The sequence below is a fragment of the Sphingomonas sp. 179-A 2A2 NHS genome (assembly GCF_045371305.1).
In the GTDB taxonomy this organism is placed as follows: Bacteria; Pseudomonadota; Alphaproteobacteria; order Sphingomonadales; family Sphingomonadaceae; genus Sphingomonas.
This window is the reverse complement of record NZ_JBIQDE010000008.1, coordinates 12,405-27,375: the sequence shown is the minus strand read 5'-3', so window position 1 is coordinate 27,375 and position 14,971 is coordinate 12,405. Positions and strand designations below refer to the sequence as shown.

The following is a 14,971-nucleotide window of genomic DNA, read 5'->3' as shown; positions in this document are numbered from 1 at the left end:
GTCAGTTCTCCGTCGTGCGCTCGACCGCTTCCGACGCCGTGTCCGTCTTAGGGTCGCGGCCGTAGAAGCTCGGGCTCTCGTTGTAGATGCACAGCACCACCTTCCCCCGGCGCAGGCGCATCTCCTTGTAGACGCCATGGACGATGACGAACTCGTCGCGGACGTCGAACGCGGCGGTGGCCTCGCTCCCGTCGGGGTTGACCGTGAAGATCGCGGGTATCTCGCGCTGGTTCGGGAAGCGCATCACGGTGAACTGCCCGTTGTCGCTGACTTCGGACGGTTGCAGGTCCGATGAGCCCTGGACCTTGTAGTTGAGGTTCCGCGTGCCTTCGAGAACGCCGATATCGAGCGCGGCTTTGATCGCGCCGTTCTGCGCGGCGAGGGCCGCGGCGAGCTGCGCGCGCTGTTGCGCCAAATGGGCCTGTGCCGCCTCATATTCCGGATAGCGGAGCCGCACCTTGAAGAAGGTGCCGCGCGAGCGCGCCGTAGCGACGGCCGACAGCTCGAAGGTGTAGTTGCGTTTGGCCCCTTGGAAATCCGTCACGACGATCAGGTTGGTGGCGCCAGCGCGCTCGCGCGGCTTCACGAACAACGAGTTGTCAGCAGGAGCGACCTCCCAGGACACCGTGTCCCCCATCGCCACGAACTTGATGACCTCGCCCGGGGCGAACTCGATCTGCGTCGCGGTGCGGAACGCACTTCGGATCTGGATCACGTTCCCGTCGGTATAGGCGACCTCGCGGATACGTGCGTCGGGACCGTGTTGCGTAGGGGTCTGCGCCAGTGCGGGCGCTGCCGCCACGGCGCTGATCGCCGTGGCCAGGAGCAGAATCGTCCTCATCGTGTCGGAACCTCCACGTCGGCCCGGTATGTCTTCACCTGAAACCCGAGCGGATTGGCGTATCGACCGGCTTCCGTTTCCGGCTTCGACAGCACATCGAATGTGATGGTCGCGATAGCGGGCGTCTCGATCACCTGTTGATCGCGCTGGAGCCTCTTGATGAAGCGAACCTGCGCGACGTTCGGCGAGATGAACGCGACCGAGCGGATCGCCACGAACACCGCGTCATTGGCGGTGAACTGGTTCTGCGGGGAGTCCGGATTGTCCTTTTTGTAGAAGGCTGTCCAACGGGTCTGTTCCTCCCGCGCCGAGAGCGACAGCACCTTGCGGAAGAACTCCTCCCGCGCTTGGGGAATCCACCCTTCGCGAGCGCGCACATAGTCGGCGAGGAAATACTTACGGATCGCCTCGTCATAGGTGATCGTCTTGTCGCCGCGCAGCTCCTGGGTGACTTCCGTTGCGCCTGTCGAACGATCGACCGTGACGACATAGGGCACCACCGTCTTGAGCGGCGACAGCGCCAGCACCGCAGCCGCGCAGATCGCGGCGAACACGATCGCGATGATAGCAACGATCCACGCGATCCGGCGCGAGCGAACCGCGGCCACGAACCGATCCCGGTCCCAGCTTTCCGCTTCCGCGAAATAGGCCTTCAGATCCTCGTCTTTGTCCTTCACTCCGATCGCCATCTCAGCAGCTCGCATAGGAGGTTGAGAGCGCGGCAGTCGGGCCGGCGCTCGGAGTGAGTGCGCCGATCGCCGGCACCTTGCCGGCCTGCGACGTGTCCGACCCTCGGGGAGCTGGCGCCGCTTCATCGGGTGGGAATAGGTTCGTCGCCGGCGCTGGGGCTGATTGAGGTGTGCCACGTGGCACACCTCCAGCGGACGGTGCTGCAGCGGCCGACGTTGAGTTGCGCGACGGGATTGATGGAAGAACCGTCCCGTAGAGGTTCGCGGGGCGCTTCTGCCGGCCATTACAGCGGGGCAGCTTATCATCCTTCGCGGCGGCCGCTGGAACCGGAGGAGTAAGAGCTGCAAGAGCGAGAAGAGCCAAGACCGAACCGAGCTTCATGCCGGGCCTCCAATTAGCTGTTGTTGTAGAGGGTGCCGCCAGCGGCCCGCGACGCGCGTGAGGACCGGCCAAGCCTCAACGGCAAACTGGCGATACTCCCTGGAGCCGAGGAAAGGGCGCGCCCCGCTGACGGGACGACATTGCCAGTCGAAGCGTTCGCGAACTGCGTCGCGAGCGACGCGCCGCCTCCGCCAAGGCCAGCAGCAAGACCCGGGATCTGGAGGAAGAAGAAGAAACCTAGGACGTAGAATGCGATGGCACGGATCGCGATCACGGCAATGTTTGTATCACCGGCGAAGGCTTGGCTCATGAAATCCTCGCCCGTGTTTCGAATGAAGATCGTCAGCAAAAGCGCGAACGCGACGAGCATGAGATAACTGATTGCGGAGCCCAGCCAGGCAAAGAAGAAGGCCCGCGTGGAGTCGAACAGCAGGGCGGCGACAAAGATCGGACCCACGGCCGCAAGCAGAGCAAGGGCGAAGAGGGCAAAGGCGCAGATGGTGAAGCCGAGGGCGGCCGACAGAATGGCCATCACCATCAGCACGAGGCAGTAAATCCCCGTAAAGAATATCTCGACGATGTTATTAGGCAGACCGACTAGGTTCTTGCCAGCAGCGGTCGTTCTCGCGTCCTGGATCTCCGTGATTTTGGCAACGGTGGTGGATGCGCCTCTCACGATCTGATCGAAGAAGTCACCGAGCCCACTGACGTCCGACCCGCCAACGGCCTGAGCGACATCGCGCGGAAGACCGTTCATGGCGAACAAGCTGACCGACGCACCGTAGAGCGTCGTGACAGCAAAGACGAGCGCGGCAAGCTTCATCCCGCGATAGACGAACTCCCGGAACGGGTACTCGACTGCACCCCGCAGGATCGCGAAGCCGAGGAGGATGATGTAGATCGTCACACCGACACGAAGAGGCCCAGAAATCCAGCTAACGACCCCCGCATAAACCGCGATGATCGCCGCCAGAGCGTCGTTGAGGTAGGTGAACATCGACTGGAAGAGGTTACCCATTCACCGACCTTTCACTCCTACGCGGTCGCGAGACCCGATAAGTTAAATGCCCATGCCCTTCTTGAACTCGTCTCGATCTCTCTTCGACTGGAGGAGTTGGCGAGCTGTATCCACGTTGTTGCAGTTGTTTACGACAACTGAGGGCCAGCTTGCCGGAGGTCGCTGAGACGCTTTCCACGTCTCACAGATACCAGCCATCTCCACGCGCTCTTGTTCGTGCTGCGTGTAGTAAGTGGCATCGCGCAGCGGCATATCAGACCGGAGATCGTCTCCGGTCTGCTGCCGCTCCGATGGCGAGCAGGCGGCAAGCGCGACGCTCGCGAAGACGGCGGTGGTAGTTCGCGCGGTGAGCAACATCAGTCGATCCCCATCCCAGCCTTGAAGCTGGCACGGTCCGCCTGCTGCATGGCCACATATCGCTGGTAATCGGCTTCAGCCTTGGCGCGGCGCTGAAGCTCGATCGCCTGAAGCGCCATCTGATCGTTCATCATCTGCGCTTGTTCGAGCTGGAGCCGCGCCGACATATCGGCACGTTCTGCGGCCGAGTTGGCGCTGTTGAGGCGGCTACGCAGCGCTTCGAGGCCCTGGCGCCGGCTCGTTACCGCATCACCGACATTGCCGGCCAAGCCCGTCGTAACCGCCGCCTCGCGCGAACCTTGTTCGTAGGCGGCACTCTGATCGGCCGTCATCGTTGGCGAGCCGCGCCCGATCAGATCCTGATAGACGTCGTTGGCCTTCCCCCGCAGACCGCCGACGACGTTGAGATCGCCCTTGGTGTAGCCGTCGAGGGAGCTGGACGACACGTTGCTGGTGCGCAGCACGTCGTTCTTGAGCTGCTGGGCGACGTTGCCGATGTCCGTCATCTTGTTGAGGTCTTGGTAGAGCTTCTGCGCCTCACGGATCTGATCGGCGCCCTGCTGGATGACCTGAACGCCCTGTTTCACCTGCTCGATCTGCTGGAGGATCGAGCCGACATCGTGGACCGGGATGCCCTGCGCGTGTGCCGATCCGGCCAGCATGAGCGCCGATCCTGACAGCGCGAGTGCGATTCCCTTCATTCTACGCATGTCCCTCTCTCCTTCAGCTTGGCCGACGACGTTGGTGGAATACGGGGAGCCAGTTGGCGGGATCGGGGCCGAACTCGGCCGCTGCCTGGACCGCGATCGGCGTCGTCTCGGCACGGCCTGACAGCACCGCCAGCTCGTCATCGAGACCGGTCAGATCCAGCTCGACCACCACGCTGTCATGACCCTGCTTCACGAGGAACTTGCGCGATTCCGGCGACAGTTCCTCGCGGATGAGCTGGTATTCCGCCTCGGTGAGGGAGAAGCCCTCGACATAGTCGCGGCGCGCTCCCTTGGGGTTGGGCAGCATCACTTGGGTCGCGACCTGTTCGAGGATCGAATGCGCGATGTCGCTCTTGAGCGCGTCCGCCGGCGATTGCGTGGCGAACACCATCATCGCGTTGCGCTTCCGGTATGTCTTCAAGCCGTCCTGCGCGAAGCTCCGGAACGCATCGTCGCCGAGCGCCTTCCAGAACTCGTCGACGGCAATGATCGTCCGCTCGCCGGTCAACAGCTTGTCGAGCCGGTGGAACAGGTAGAGCATCAGCGGTGTGCGGATGTCGGCGTTGTCGAGGAAGTCCGTCATGTCGAACCCGATGAACCGGGCATCGAGCGTCATTTCGTCCGTGGCGTTGTCGAACACCCACCCCATCGACCCGCGCGAGGTCCATTTTTCGAGGCGGGCGCCGATGCCGCCCGCGTCCGACATGCCGAGCATCGTGCGCAGCGCGTCCAGCGAGCGATCCTCGCGCGGGAGCCGCATCACCGCGGCGATCCCTTCATCGATCATCCGCTCTTCCTGGACCGTGATCGGGCGACTTTCGGTGCGGACGAGCTGGCGGACCCACAGCGACAGCCAGGCCCGATCCTCCGGCTTGTTCTCCAGCGCCTTCAAGGGCGCGAAGCCGGTCGGCTTGCCGTTCTCGAGCGTCAGGTAGGTGCCGCCGGATGCCAGCACGAAAATCTGCGCGCCGCGATCCTTGTCGATGAATATCTGGCGCGCGCCCGTCTTCTCGGCTTGCGCCATCAGGAAATTGACGATGACTGTCTTGCCGCCCCCAGTCGGGCCGACGATCAGCGTGTGGCCTATGTCGCGCTTGTGGAAGCTAAAGAAATAGGGGCTGCGCGCGCTGGTCTTCATCAGCGCAATGGCGTCTCCCCAATGGTTGCCGGTAGCCAGGCCGGCGGGATAGGTGTGGAAGGGCGAGAACGCCGCAAAATTGAGCGACGTGATCGGCGCCGGCCTTGCCCGCCATGCGAAATTGCCGACGAGCTGGCTCCAATAGGCCGCTTCCAGCGCCGCGCCCTCCCGCGCCGCGACCATGCCGGTATCGGCAAGCGCCGCGCGCGCGACCGACATGTTGTCGCGCAGCCCCTTGAGGCTGTCCGAATACACCGCGAGCGTGAAGTGATGATCGCCCAGGACGAAGCGGTTGGACATGAGGTCGTCCGCCGCGTCGACGAGATCGAGCATCTGGCTGACCGCCCGATCGTCGGCGTTCTCCATCTGCTTCTGCCGCAGCCGGAACCGCTCCGACGCCGCAGCGCGGCCGAGGAAGGTGAAGGATTGCGTCAGCACGAACGCGAAATCGACCGCGAGCAGTGATTGGAACTGCGTCGGCGTCGTGGTCGCCGGATATTCCCGGATGCCGAAAATGCCGCCAAAGGCGCTGCGATCGGCGTCACGGACCTCCACCGTCTCGCCGCCGAAGACGACGCGCTGGCGATAGAGCGCACTGCCGAGGTGCCCTCGGATGATCGGGACGCGGCGATGCCGGCCCGTCATCACCATCTCCGCGACCTCCATCGTCTCGGAGAATTTGAGCCCGTTGTACCCGTAGATTGACAGTCGGCGCGGCGAGCAGCGGTCCATCAGCTTCTCGAAATCGCGCGCCTTGTCCTCCAGCGCCTCCAGCAGATCGGCGTCGACCGCATCGGCCTCGGCTTCCGCCCGCGCCTTGTTCCTGAAGAGCTGGACGAGCTTGTCCGCGCCATGGACCGAGGGGCGCAGCACCAGCGTCACGAAGAAGCGGTTGATGAACAACCGCTCCCTGTTCATCCGCGCGAAGTAGGCGGCATCGAGATCCCGCGCGAAGCGGGACCGGAAGTTGCCGCCCGGATATTGCTCGACCCGCGCGCGGACGAGGTGCGTCCAGATCGACAGGCGATCGTCGTGCAGGTTGCGCAGCATCCCGTTGAGCTTCGCGTGCCAGTCGTTCAGATCGCGCACGTCGGCCGTCTCGAACGCCCGCCCCTGCAGCTCGAACGTCAGCATGATCGCGCCGGAATCGAGCATCACCACTTCATCGGTGACATGCCGCGCATAGGGCAGGAACTTGGTCGGCATCACTTCCTTGAGCGCGACCTTCATCGGCACCTGTTCGGAGAGGCGATTGGCCCTAGCCATTGCGGCCGAACCCCTTCCGCTTGATGCCCTTTAGGGGAAGCGGCGTGTAGCTGGATCCGCCCCAGAAGACGCGGTTGCGGTTGGCCGCCTTGGTGCGGCCCCACAGGAAGATCAGCCGGAAGGCGTTGACGTCATGGCGCACCACGAGGCGTGAAATGCCGAACATCACCGCGGCGACGACCAGGCCATAGATGGGGTTCGTCGTGCCGATCAGGGTAATGACCGAGGCCAGCAGGATCACCACCGCCGCCTCGATCGGGATGCCCGCGAACAGCGCGGGTCGCGTCACCGCCAGGAACAGCGTGTTGCGCGCCATCACTTCCCGTTCTTCGTTCACGCTACGCACTCCAGGAAACACGGGCGGAAACGGGGCGTGGCGAACGCCCCGTTTCCATAGAGATCAGCCCGCGAGCTGATCGACGATCCAGGGCGCCGAGAAGATGATCGCGATGCCGATGATGACGGTGACGAGCGCCCCGGTGTTGACCCGGCCCGTCAGCCACCCGAACCCCGCCGCGATGAGCGCCAGGATCGCGATCGTGCGCAGCAGGCCGTTGGTCAGAAGGCCGAGGACGGCAGTGCCGAAGCTCTCCAGATTGGTCTGGGCGAACGCCGGCTCGGCCGAGAGCAGCGACGTCAGTGCCACCAGGCTGAACATTGACAGCAGCCGCGAGGTCTTGCGCTGACGCGGCGTCAGTGCGTCGACATAGCCCGTGACACGGCTTCGGAGGGCGAGCGCGGGCCCACCGAAAGATGCGAGGTTCATCGGTTTTCTCCTTCTCCGGCGAGCCGCGCTCGCTCATATTCCGCCCTCGCGAACACGTCCCACGATGGCGGCGGTGGGGGAGGCGCAGCTTGTCGCTGTCCCGCATCGGACGTGTTTTCCTCGACCAGCGCGGCGAGCTGCGCAGCCGCGCTCGACCCTTCGCCGGTGTTCGTCGCGTCCGTGAACGCGCTGACGCGAACCGCGACAGGCCGGACGCCGTCGGAGACGCCGGCATTGCCGACCACCTTGCCGACATAGCCGTTGGAGAAACCACGCGACTGCGACCCGGTATTGTACATGGACAGGGCGATGCGGAGCGCGCGCTGGGGATGCAGCCCCGCGCGCACGCTGTAGTAATTCCCGGACAGCACGGCCCCCGCCGCGGCGATGTTGGTGCAGGGATCGAACACGTTGTCCCAGGTCAGGCCGAGGGCTTTCATGTTCCGGGAGTTGATCTGCCCGAGACCGAGATCGACCGAATAGCCCTTGCCGACATAGTAGCGGGCGGTTTGGACCGCCTGCGCGACGCTCGAGGCACGCGCGGGCTGGCGAGCAAGGCCGTTGACCCCGATCGCCAGCTCGAAACCCCGGCTTTCCGTTTGCACGATTGCCGCGATCGTCTCCGGGGCGACACCTGGCGCACACTGCGCTGCCAACCCCAGGACGATTGCGGACGGGAGCATCGCTACCGCTCCAGTGTCCCGGAGCCTGGTATTGGCCCCGCCTGTGCTGTTGCCTCCGCTTGAGCGATCTGTGCGCTACTCGGCACCGTGTATCGGGTGCGGGAGCCATCCTGCATCGTCATCACGACGTAGCCGGGGCGTCCGTTCCTGGGCTTCGTGTAGTCCGCCTTGCGGACCCCGCCCGCGCTGCAGGTCGGAAAACCTCCGCCCAGGCCGAGATGGGTAATGAGCTTGCGGATCGGCGGAACGCACTCCGCGAACTGCATCCATCCACCCGGATTGCTGGCGCAGAGCAGGACTTCGCACGCCCAGGTCGAATCGGCTGCACGAGCGGGAAGCGCCGCCATCGAGGCAGTCAGGAGGCCAGCAACTGGCACATACGAAAACAAGCGATTTGCCATGTTTTCACTCCTAGAGTGAGAACAAGCTAAATCGCTCGATCGCGATTGCCTAGCCAGAAAATGACAAAAGTTTCAGAACTGATGGACGGCTCGTCGTGTCAGAACGCCTTCTCGTCGCGCAGCCCCGGCCAGGGATGCACATGCACCACATCCTCGTAGCCATAGCCGAGGATGACGTGCCGAATGGCAGAAGACGCCTTTTTATACAGACGGATACGCTTCTTGTCGTAAAGACCGACGTGGAACAGGGCGGTGCCCCGCCAGCTCACACGGACATTGATATGCCACTTGCCGCAGTCGTGCTGGCAGACGTGGACGTCGGTGATCGTGCCGCCCGGGGGCCGCATCGTCGTCAGTTCACGTTCTAGCAGCAGCTCAAATTCCATGCCTGTCCCCCTGTAGCGATTCATGCTGTTTTCGCTGGTGCTTTGGGCCGCCCCCCGGTAGCCTGTATGCGTCCTGCACCGGGGGTGTCTTAGATGGCTCAACGTCAGACCGCTACGATCGAGGATCAGGCCGACCGCATTGTTCGCCAGCTTGGGGGCAAATGGCATGGCGCGTCCGCCATGTGTCGGTGCCCTGCCCACGCCGATGGCAGGGCCAGCCTGTCGATCCGGGTCGGCGAACGCGCCGTGCTCTTCCATTGCTTTGCCGGCTGTACGACCGACGCGATCATGGCGGCGCTGCGCTCGGGCAGGATCCTCGCGCCCAACGACCATGACCCCGGTCAGCGGCAGGAGGGCAAGGCCGACTTCAACAAGCTCGCGCTTGCCGTGTGGAGCCACGCCGAGCCCTTCGCCGGCACGCTTGCCGATCGCTACCTGCGCGAGGGACGCTCGATCGTCCCCGACGGGATCAACGCCCGCTTCGATCCGCGCTGCCAGTGCGGCGCCGGTGCCGCCAAGGCGTTCGCGCCGGCGCTGATCGTGCCGATCGAGGAGGACGCCGGCGTCGTCGCCATCCACCGGACCTTCCTGCGCGCCGACGGGCTTTGGAAGGCCGACTTCGATGAGCCGAAACGGATGCTCGGCAACCCCGGCGTCGGCGCGGTCCGCTGGGGCGGCATCCCGCTCGACGGCACGCTCCGCCTCGCCGAAGGCGTCGAGGACGCCGCGAGCGTGATGAACATGCTCGGGCCTGGACGCTTCGTGTGGCCCGTCCTCGGGATCGAGCGGTATCAGGCCGTCGCCATCCCGCAGAGCGTCCACACCGTCGTCATCTACAGCCAGCATGGGGGCGAGGCGGCGCGCGCTATCGAGCGCGCCACCCCGCACCTGACGGCCAACGGCCGCCAGCTCGTCGTCAAGCCGCCGCCCCATGCTGGCGACTGGAACGACCTCTTGCGCGAGATCCGTTCGCTATGAAGCTGTTTCCGGGAGCGACGCGGTTCCAGCGATGGACGATGGGCGCGACGTTCCTGATCGTCGCGACCTATGCAATTTCGCAGAACAAGCAGTCGTTGATCGAAGTCTCGAAAACGCGACTTTCGTCGACGACGCCGAGAATTATCGATGGAGATACCGTCGATTTTTCCAACGGGCGGGTGCGTGTCGTCGGGATCGATGCGCCGGACGATGATTTGCCGCAGCTCAAAGCCATGTCGACAGACGTGTTGCGGGGATTGGCGACGCGGGACGGTGGGATGGATTGCTCCGTGTCGATGTTCGACTATGCGCTTCGTCGAGAGAACCAATGTCGGACCGATCCGAAGAGTTATGGCCGGTTGAATCTGGCATGTCGCTTTTCCGCGAATAAAGCGAGCGTCGGAGCTACGATGGTCGCTCAGGGCTATGCCGTCGATTACCGGGTGTTTTCAGGCGGGGCCTATGTCGATTTGATGCAGAAGGCCGCAGCGAGAAGGGCAGGACTTTGGGGCGTCGACTATGAGGCGATGCGTCAACTTGCCGTTCGTAGGGCACAGGTGCCGCAGGGATGCAGTGTAGGGACGATCAAGCAGTAAGCGGGGCCTGCCTTCGGCCCGCGCTCTACTTCGCTGGCGTGTGCCACGCCGCTTCGCGGAACCCCGTAGCCGGGTTTCCGCCCATGCGGGTGACGATCGGACTAGGCCACAGCGGACCGCCCTCGCGGGCGGGCATAGCTTGTGCGGGAAACCGCTCCAATGCTTGAGCGCGGTTCTCCCGCCGCAGTCCTGATCGGCCGCTGGGGCATGGCGCTATCCCTTGTCATCGGCGCCGTCCTGGCCGGTCGCGTCATCCGCAATTTCCCCTACCTGCTCCCCAACCGCCTCCCCGGCCTCGTCCTTTACGAGCTGGGGCCGGCGTTGATCCTCGCGCTGGCGATCGGGGCCGCCATCGCCATTACAGACACCGGCAGACCGCGCCCCGGCATCCTGGCGCGGCTCGCGCTGTTCGCGCTCGCCGCGCTGGTCGCCGGCACCGTCACCCTCGCGATCGAGTTCGGCGCGGTCCTTCAGGCGCAATGGCTCTAGAGGCCGCGTGGAGGGTGTGCCACGTGGCACACCCCCGGAAGGCGTGCACGATCCGGCTACAACCGACTATGAGTGCCAGATGACGTGGAAACCCCGAAACTTGCGTGAAATGGGCCGGATGATCGTCGGCGATGCCGAGCACTTCCACTATCGTTCGAGCAAATACATCACCGAGTTCTTCGAGGATTGCGACCTCGAGTTCGTCCACCAAGGCGAAACCCGGCCCGTATGGGCGGCCGAGCGCGTCGAAGAAGTACTCGCGATGCCGAAGGCATCGGCGACTGCGATGCCGGATGCCTTCGTGCGGATCATTCGCCGGCTGCTCGATAGGGGAGAGGTCGTCAACGACGACGCCGAGCGCAGCTTGGCTCTCGCCGCCCTGAACATCACCCTCGCGCGCGAGGGCTGGGAGGTGTTCTATGACGACCACGGCATCGCGCAGATCAAGCATATCGCGACCAACACCGTCGCGCAGATGGCCAACCCGCACCGACCCTTCACGCCGTCCGAGCTGGAGCGGCGCGACCAGCTCCTCGCCTTCCTCGGCCGCTGCTCCGAAGACGAGCTGATAGAGGACGTGCTGTTGCCGCTGTTCCGGCAGCTCGGCTTTCACCGGATCACCGCAGCGGGCCACAAGGACAAGGCGCTGGAGTACGGCAAGGACGTCTGGATGAAATACACCCTGCCGACGCTCCACGTCCTTTATTTCGGCATCCAGGCAAAGAAGGGGAAGCTCGATTCCTCCGGCGTCAGCACGAGCAACGTCGCCGAGATCCACAACCAGGTGTCGATGATGCTCGGGCACGAAATCTTCGATCCGGAACTCAGCAGGCGCGTGCTGGTCGATCACGCCTTCATCGTAGCGGGGGGCGAGATCACCAAGCAGGCGCGCAACTGGATCGGCAACAAGCTCGACGCCAGCAAGCGATCGCAGGTCATGTTCATGGATCGCGACGACATCCTGAACCTGTTCGTCGTCAACAATCTTCCGCTTCCCAAGGCCGCCCTTCCCTCCGCGCCTTCGGCATGGGATCTGGACGACGACGTGCCGTTCTAGCAAATTGTCAGGAACGATGGAGGGGGGGAATGCCGCGCAGGCACGCCGGCAGCAGATAAGCCAAGGGCCGCCCTTTTGAGGCGGCCCCGACCGTTTAGTTCCCTCGCGGGAAACGGACACTCCCCAGGGGGAGGCCGCGCGTGCTCCCCATGTAGAAACCCATCTCTTAGGATTCAACTAAAATTTGAATCGCCCCAGCCGGCCTTAGGCCGCGGGGCCAGCAGGTGCCGCTGGCGCGGATGCCGGCGCGGGCAACGCTGACGGTACCGGCAGCCATGCCAGCACTAGGCGCAGCATGTCGTCGAACTCAGCAACAGGCATCCGCACGATGCCACCCTTGTCCGGCGTCAGACGGCTGACCGCCACGGTCGTGGGCTTGTCGCAGATCGCGAACGCGGCGCGGCCGTCGATCGTCGTCTGCAATGGGAACGCCCACTTGTTGCCCGGCTGCGCCTGCGTTGAGCAGGGGATCACCGTCACCGCGCCGTGCAGGCTGTTCTTGAACGACAGAATCACGACCGGACGCCGCTTCCAGAACTCGGGAAGCTGCGCGTCCTGGGGGAAGTCGCACCAATAGAGCTGACGGATGCTCGGTGCCGCCGTGACCTTGGGCGGCACCCTCGGCGGCGCTTCCTGAACATGCGCGTTCACGCGTCGTCATCCTTCTTCACCAAGCGCAGCTTGGGGGCACCGCGCCGGTTCTCGCGACGCTTCGCCAGCTCCGACTTGTCCTTGATCTCGGCCAGCTTCTCCGCCGCGAACGGCGCCGCTGCCTCGATCAGGCCATCGAGGTGATAGATGTTGGTCCGGCTGCCCGTCTCGGTCCGCCGCTCTTCACGGCGGATATAGCCCGCCCCTTCCAGCCCAGCGATATGCTTCTGGATCGTGCGCGGGTGGACGTTCATGGCCTTCGCCATCGTGGACTTCGACGGGAAGGGCTTGCCTTCCGCCGTCCACCACTTGCTCGCCAGATACACGACGATGTTGAGGTCGAGCGGTTCGAGGCCGAGCTGACGCTGGTTTTCGATAATGACGCTCGGCAACGCGGTCCAACCCGCATCCATCAGCGGCTTGGTCCACTTCTTCTCATTCGTTCGCAGATCGGCGCTGCTGTCCGTTTGCTTCTTCGCAGCCATAGGTCTAATCCTTTCGACTGCGGATATGACCTTCGCGCGAGCATCCTTCAAGTTTAAGGGGGCGGCGCTACGGGCGCCCTCCCTGGGCGCTAGGGCCGCCCAGTCCCCGGGCCGAGGCGCCTAGGAGGCGGGAGCCGCTGGGGGCCTACAAAGTATAGGACATCCCCATATAGGAACCGCTCAGGCTACACTCCTGGCGTATCAACCGAGGATAAGCCAACGGGGAGCCCCCACGACCTCCCCCTCGCCCCCATTTTAAGCGAAGGCTTCGTCGGCGATGTTACCGTCGCGAGACTCGACGATCAACGCCACCGTGTCTTCCCGATCGCGAGGATTGAATACCCGGCCCACCACCGTCCAGATCGACCGGTTTTGCGGCATGTGCCGGTCTTGGCCCTGCAGCATGCCAGGATCGAGGATCATATCGCCGATCATCGGCACCTGACCGGCGAACTGCTCAAGGCCAAATTCAACGCCGCCATCGGACACCTTGCCGGCGGGATCACGGTGTAGAATCCGAATGCTGGTCACGTCTCACTCGCTCCGCCTTGATGAGCGTTGATCGCCCAAGACGGCTGCGGTGCCAAGAGGCGCTGACGATCTCGCCGGTATGAGGGGTAGAAGTGTGCCACGTGGCACACCTGCCGACGCGCCACAGGCGCGGCATAGGCTCGCTGGCGCCGCGGCCCTCCCCCGGAGGCCCGCCGGCGCAGAGGGAACGCCAAGGACGGCTGCCCTTTCGTTCCCGAACGACAATCAGGCCCCCCGTGTAATCCGCCAAGCGCGGCACCCGACGCCTTCCGGGGCGTCGGCCGCGCTAGGGCGGCTCGCCCGCGCCAGGGGCCAGATTCTCGCCCTCCCTCCCCATCCCGTTCCTCGCCGGAGGCAGAGCCGGTTGCTGTTGCGACCGGCTTTCAGCCTCAAAGGAAAGGAAAAGTGACATGGGACGGATCACCGACAACCGGGCCGACATCTATCAGGAAATCACCGATCAGATGATTGCCATGATCGAGGCAGGCACCCGGCCTTGGTCGAAATCGTGGAACGGCAGCACAGTGCCCAATATCCCGCTTCGCTCCACGGGCGTTCCCTATCGCGGCATCAACGTCCTGACCCTGTGGGTTGCCGCCATGACGAAGGGTTATGCTTCCCCGCATTGGTTGACCTTCAAGCAGGCGCTCGCGCTCGGCGGTTGCGTCCGCAAGGGCGAGAAGGGTTCAACCGTCGTCTATGCTAACAAGATCGAGGTGGACGCCGAAAAGGGCGGAGAGCGTGGCGAGGACGGCAAACGCCAAGTGGCGTTCCTCAAGCGCTACACCGTTTTTAATGCCGAGCAGATCGACGGCATCGAGGCGAAATATCCTACCCCCGCACCGATCATCATCGCGACCAATCCCGACGAGCGGGACGCCGAACTCGACGCACTCTTTGCCCGCGTGCCCGTCACCCTCAAGCACTTTGGCTCCCAGCCCTATTATCAGCCGAGCGGCGATCATGTCGTCATGCCCGAGTTTACGGACTTCCACACCAGCGACGACTATTATTCGACCCTAGCGCATGAACTTTGCCACGCGACGGGCCACGTCGACCGCCTCGCCCGCCCTTCCCTCATTTCCACGAAGCGCGAGGACTATGCCCGCGAGGAACTGGTTGCCGAGCTTGGGGCCGCGTTCGTCAGCGCGACCATCGGTATCAAGCTTCACGACCGTGAAGACCACGCCGCCTATCTGGCGAGCTGGCTACAGGCCCTACGCAACGACAAAAGGTGCATCTTCACGGCGGCGAGGCTTGCGCAGGATGCGGCCGACTGGCTCTTGAGCCGCATGGCCGTTGAGACGGCCCCCGAATTGGACGAGGCGGCATGAGCGCCCCCCACGGTCCCGGCCCCGACGAGGGCCGGGGCGTGGCGGCGCGACTGGTCTATGACCCCAATATCGCGACCGTCAGCGAGGAAACCCTCAACGAGCTGATCGCGATCATGCGCATCACCGTCGCCATCATTGACGGCGGTGAGCGCCAATTTTTCAATCAGCCGCTATTTTCGGGGTTGCCGACGTGCAAGCCAAGTCCGCATTTCG

Annotated in this window: 18 protein-coding genes; 5 read left to right on the top strand and 13 right to left on the bottom strand. The window is 64.1% G+C overall.

Features of this window, described 5'->3' with window-relative positions:
* Position 1 precedes the first annotated feature (1 nt).
* From ACH0AE_RS16430 to ACH0AE_RS16385, 10 genes are all read right to left on the bottom strand, one after another.
* The gene (locus ACH0AE_RS16430) at positions 2-841 is read right to left on the bottom strand and encodes a TrbG/VirB9 family P-type conjugative transfer protein (protein ID WP_085809885.1); all 840 of its coding nucleotides are present in this window, start codon (positions 839-841) and stop codon (positions 2-4) included.
* Complete coding sequence (locus ACH0AE_RS16425) at positions 838-1,530, bottom strand: type IV secretion system protein (protein ID WP_085809884.1); 693 nt, start codon at positions 1,528-1,530, stop codon at positions 838-840. The genes ACH0AE_RS16430 and ACH0AE_RS16425 overlap by 4 nt, the downstream gene beginning before the upstream one ends.
* A gap of 395 nt (positions 1,531-1,925) precedes the next feature.
* Positions 1,926-2,930: a type IV secretion system protein gene (locus ACH0AE_RS16420; RefSeq protein ID WP_037487028.1), complete on the bottom strand. Its 1,005-nt coding sequence runs from the start codon at positions 2,928-2,930 to the stop codon at positions 1,926-1,928.
* Positions 2,931-2,972: 42 nt separating this feature from the next.
* Positions 2,973-3,287 carry a hypothetical protein gene (locus ACH0AE_RS16415; RefSeq protein ID WP_406876002.1) on the bottom strand — a complete coding sequence of 105 codons (315 nt, stop codon included), beginning with the start codon at positions 3,285-3,287 and terminating at the stop codon, positions 2,973-2,975.
* Positions 3,287-3,997 carry a type IV secretion system protein gene (locus ACH0AE_RS16410; RefSeq protein WP_406876001.1) on the bottom strand — a complete coding sequence of 237 codons (711 nt, stop codon included), beginning with the start codon at positions 3,995-3,997 and terminating at the stop codon, positions 3,287-3,289. The genes ACH0AE_RS16415 and ACH0AE_RS16410 overlap by 1 nt, the downstream gene beginning before the upstream one ends.
* 13 nt (positions 3,998-4,010) lie before the next feature.
* On the bottom strand, positions 4,011-6,401 hold the full coding sequence (locus ACH0AE_RS16405) for a VirB4 family type IV secretion/conjugal transfer ATPase (RefSeq protein WP_406876000.1): 2,391 nt from the start codon (positions 6,399-6,401) through the stop codon (positions 4,011-4,013).
* Positions 6,394-6,738 carry a type IV secretion system protein VirB3 gene (locus tag ACH0AE_RS16400; protein WP_406875999.1) on the bottom strand — a complete coding sequence of 115 codons (345 nt, stop codon included), beginning with the start codon at positions 6,736-6,738 and terminating at the stop codon, positions 6,394-6,396. The genes ACH0AE_RS16405 and ACH0AE_RS16400 overlap by 8 nt, the downstream gene beginning before the upstream one ends.
* A gap of 63 nt (positions 6,739-6,801) precedes the next feature.
* Positions 6,802-7,167 carry a TrbC/VirB2 family protein gene (locus tag ACH0AE_RS16395; protein WP_406875998.1) on the bottom strand — a complete coding sequence of 122 codons (366 nt, stop codon included), beginning with the start codon at positions 7,165-7,167 and terminating at the stop codon, positions 6,802-6,804.
* Entirely contained in the window at positions 7,164-7,850 is a 687-nt protein-coding gene (locus tag ACH0AE_RS16390; protein ID WP_406875997.1) for a lytic transglycosylase domain-containing protein, read from the bottom strand. Before ACH0AE_RS16390 ends, ACH0AE_RS16395 begins: the two co-directional genes overlap by 4 nt.
* Positions 7,851-8,349: 499 nt before the next feature.
* On the bottom strand, positions 8,350-8,637 hold the full coding sequence (locus tag ACH0AE_RS16385) for a hypothetical protein (RefSeq protein ID WP_051585695.1): 288 nt from the start codon (positions 8,635-8,637) through the stop codon (positions 8,350-8,352).
* A 93-nt stretch (positions 8,638-8,730) separates the two neighbouring features.
* Here ACH0AE_RS16385 and ACH0AE_RS16380 point away from each other — a divergent pair, with 93 nt between their 5' ends.
* The 4 genes from ACH0AE_RS16380 (at position 8,731) to ACH0AE_RS16365 (ending at position 11,757) form a co-directional block, all read left to right on the top strand.
* The gene (locus tag ACH0AE_RS16380; protein WP_406875996.1) at positions 8,731-9,615 is read left to right on the top strand and encodes a toprim domain-containing protein; all 885 of its coding nucleotides are present in this window, start codon (positions 8,731-8,733) and stop codon (positions 9,613-9,615) included.
* Complete coding sequence (locus ACH0AE_RS16375) at positions 9,612-10,211, top strand: thermonuclease family protein (protein ID WP_406875995.1); 600 nt, start codon at positions 9,612-9,614, stop codon at positions 10,209-10,211. Before ACH0AE_RS16380 ends, ACH0AE_RS16375 begins: the two co-directional genes overlap by 4 nt.
* 159 nt (positions 10,212-10,370) lie before the next feature.
* A complete protein-coding gene (locus ACH0AE_RS16370) occupies positions 10,371-10,700 on the top strand; it encodes a hypothetical protein (RefSeq protein WP_406875994.1) in 330 nt (109 codons plus the stop codon).
* Positions 10,701-10,779: 79 nt separating this feature from the next.
* Positions 10,780-11,757: a hypothetical protein gene (locus ACH0AE_RS16365; protein ID WP_406875993.1), complete on the top strand. Its 978-nt coding sequence runs from the start codon at positions 10,780-10,782 to the stop codon at positions 11,755-11,757.
* A gap of 204 nt (positions 11,758-11,961) precedes the next feature.
* Here the strand turns inward: ACH0AE_RS16365 and ACH0AE_RS16360 are convergent, their stop codons facing one another.
* From ACH0AE_RS16360 to ACH0AE_RS16350, 3 genes are all read right to left on the bottom strand, one after another.
* Positions 11,962-12,408, bottom strand: a complete 447-nt coding sequence (locus ACH0AE_RS16360) for a type II toxin-antitoxin system PemK/MazF family toxin (RefSeq protein ID WP_406875992.1) — start codon at positions 12,406-12,408, stop codon at positions 11,962-11,964.
* Positions 12,405-12,893 (bottom strand): helix-turn-helix domain-containing protein, encoded by a 489-nt coding sequence (locus ACH0AE_RS16355; RefSeq protein ID WP_406875991.1) that lies wholly within the window; start codon positions 12,891-12,893, stop codon positions 12,405-12,407. The genes ACH0AE_RS16360 and ACH0AE_RS16355 overlap by 4 nt, the downstream gene beginning before the upstream one ends.
* A 255-nt stretch (positions 12,894-13,148) precedes the next feature.
* On the bottom strand, positions 13,149-13,424 hold the full coding sequence (locus ACH0AE_RS16350; RefSeq protein WP_406875990.1) for a hypothetical protein: 276 nt from the start codon (positions 13,422-13,424) through the stop codon (positions 13,149-13,151).
* Between the two features lie 410 nt (positions 13,425-13,834).
* On the opposite strand from ACH0AE_RS16350, the gene ACH0AE_RS16345 reads away from it, so the two are divergent.
* Positions 13,835-14,758: an ArdC family protein gene (locus ACH0AE_RS16345; protein ID WP_406875989.1), complete on the top strand. Its 924-nt coding sequence runs from the start codon at positions 13,835-13,837 to the stop codon at positions 14,756-14,758.
* Positions 14,759-14,971: the final 213 nt, after the last annotated feature.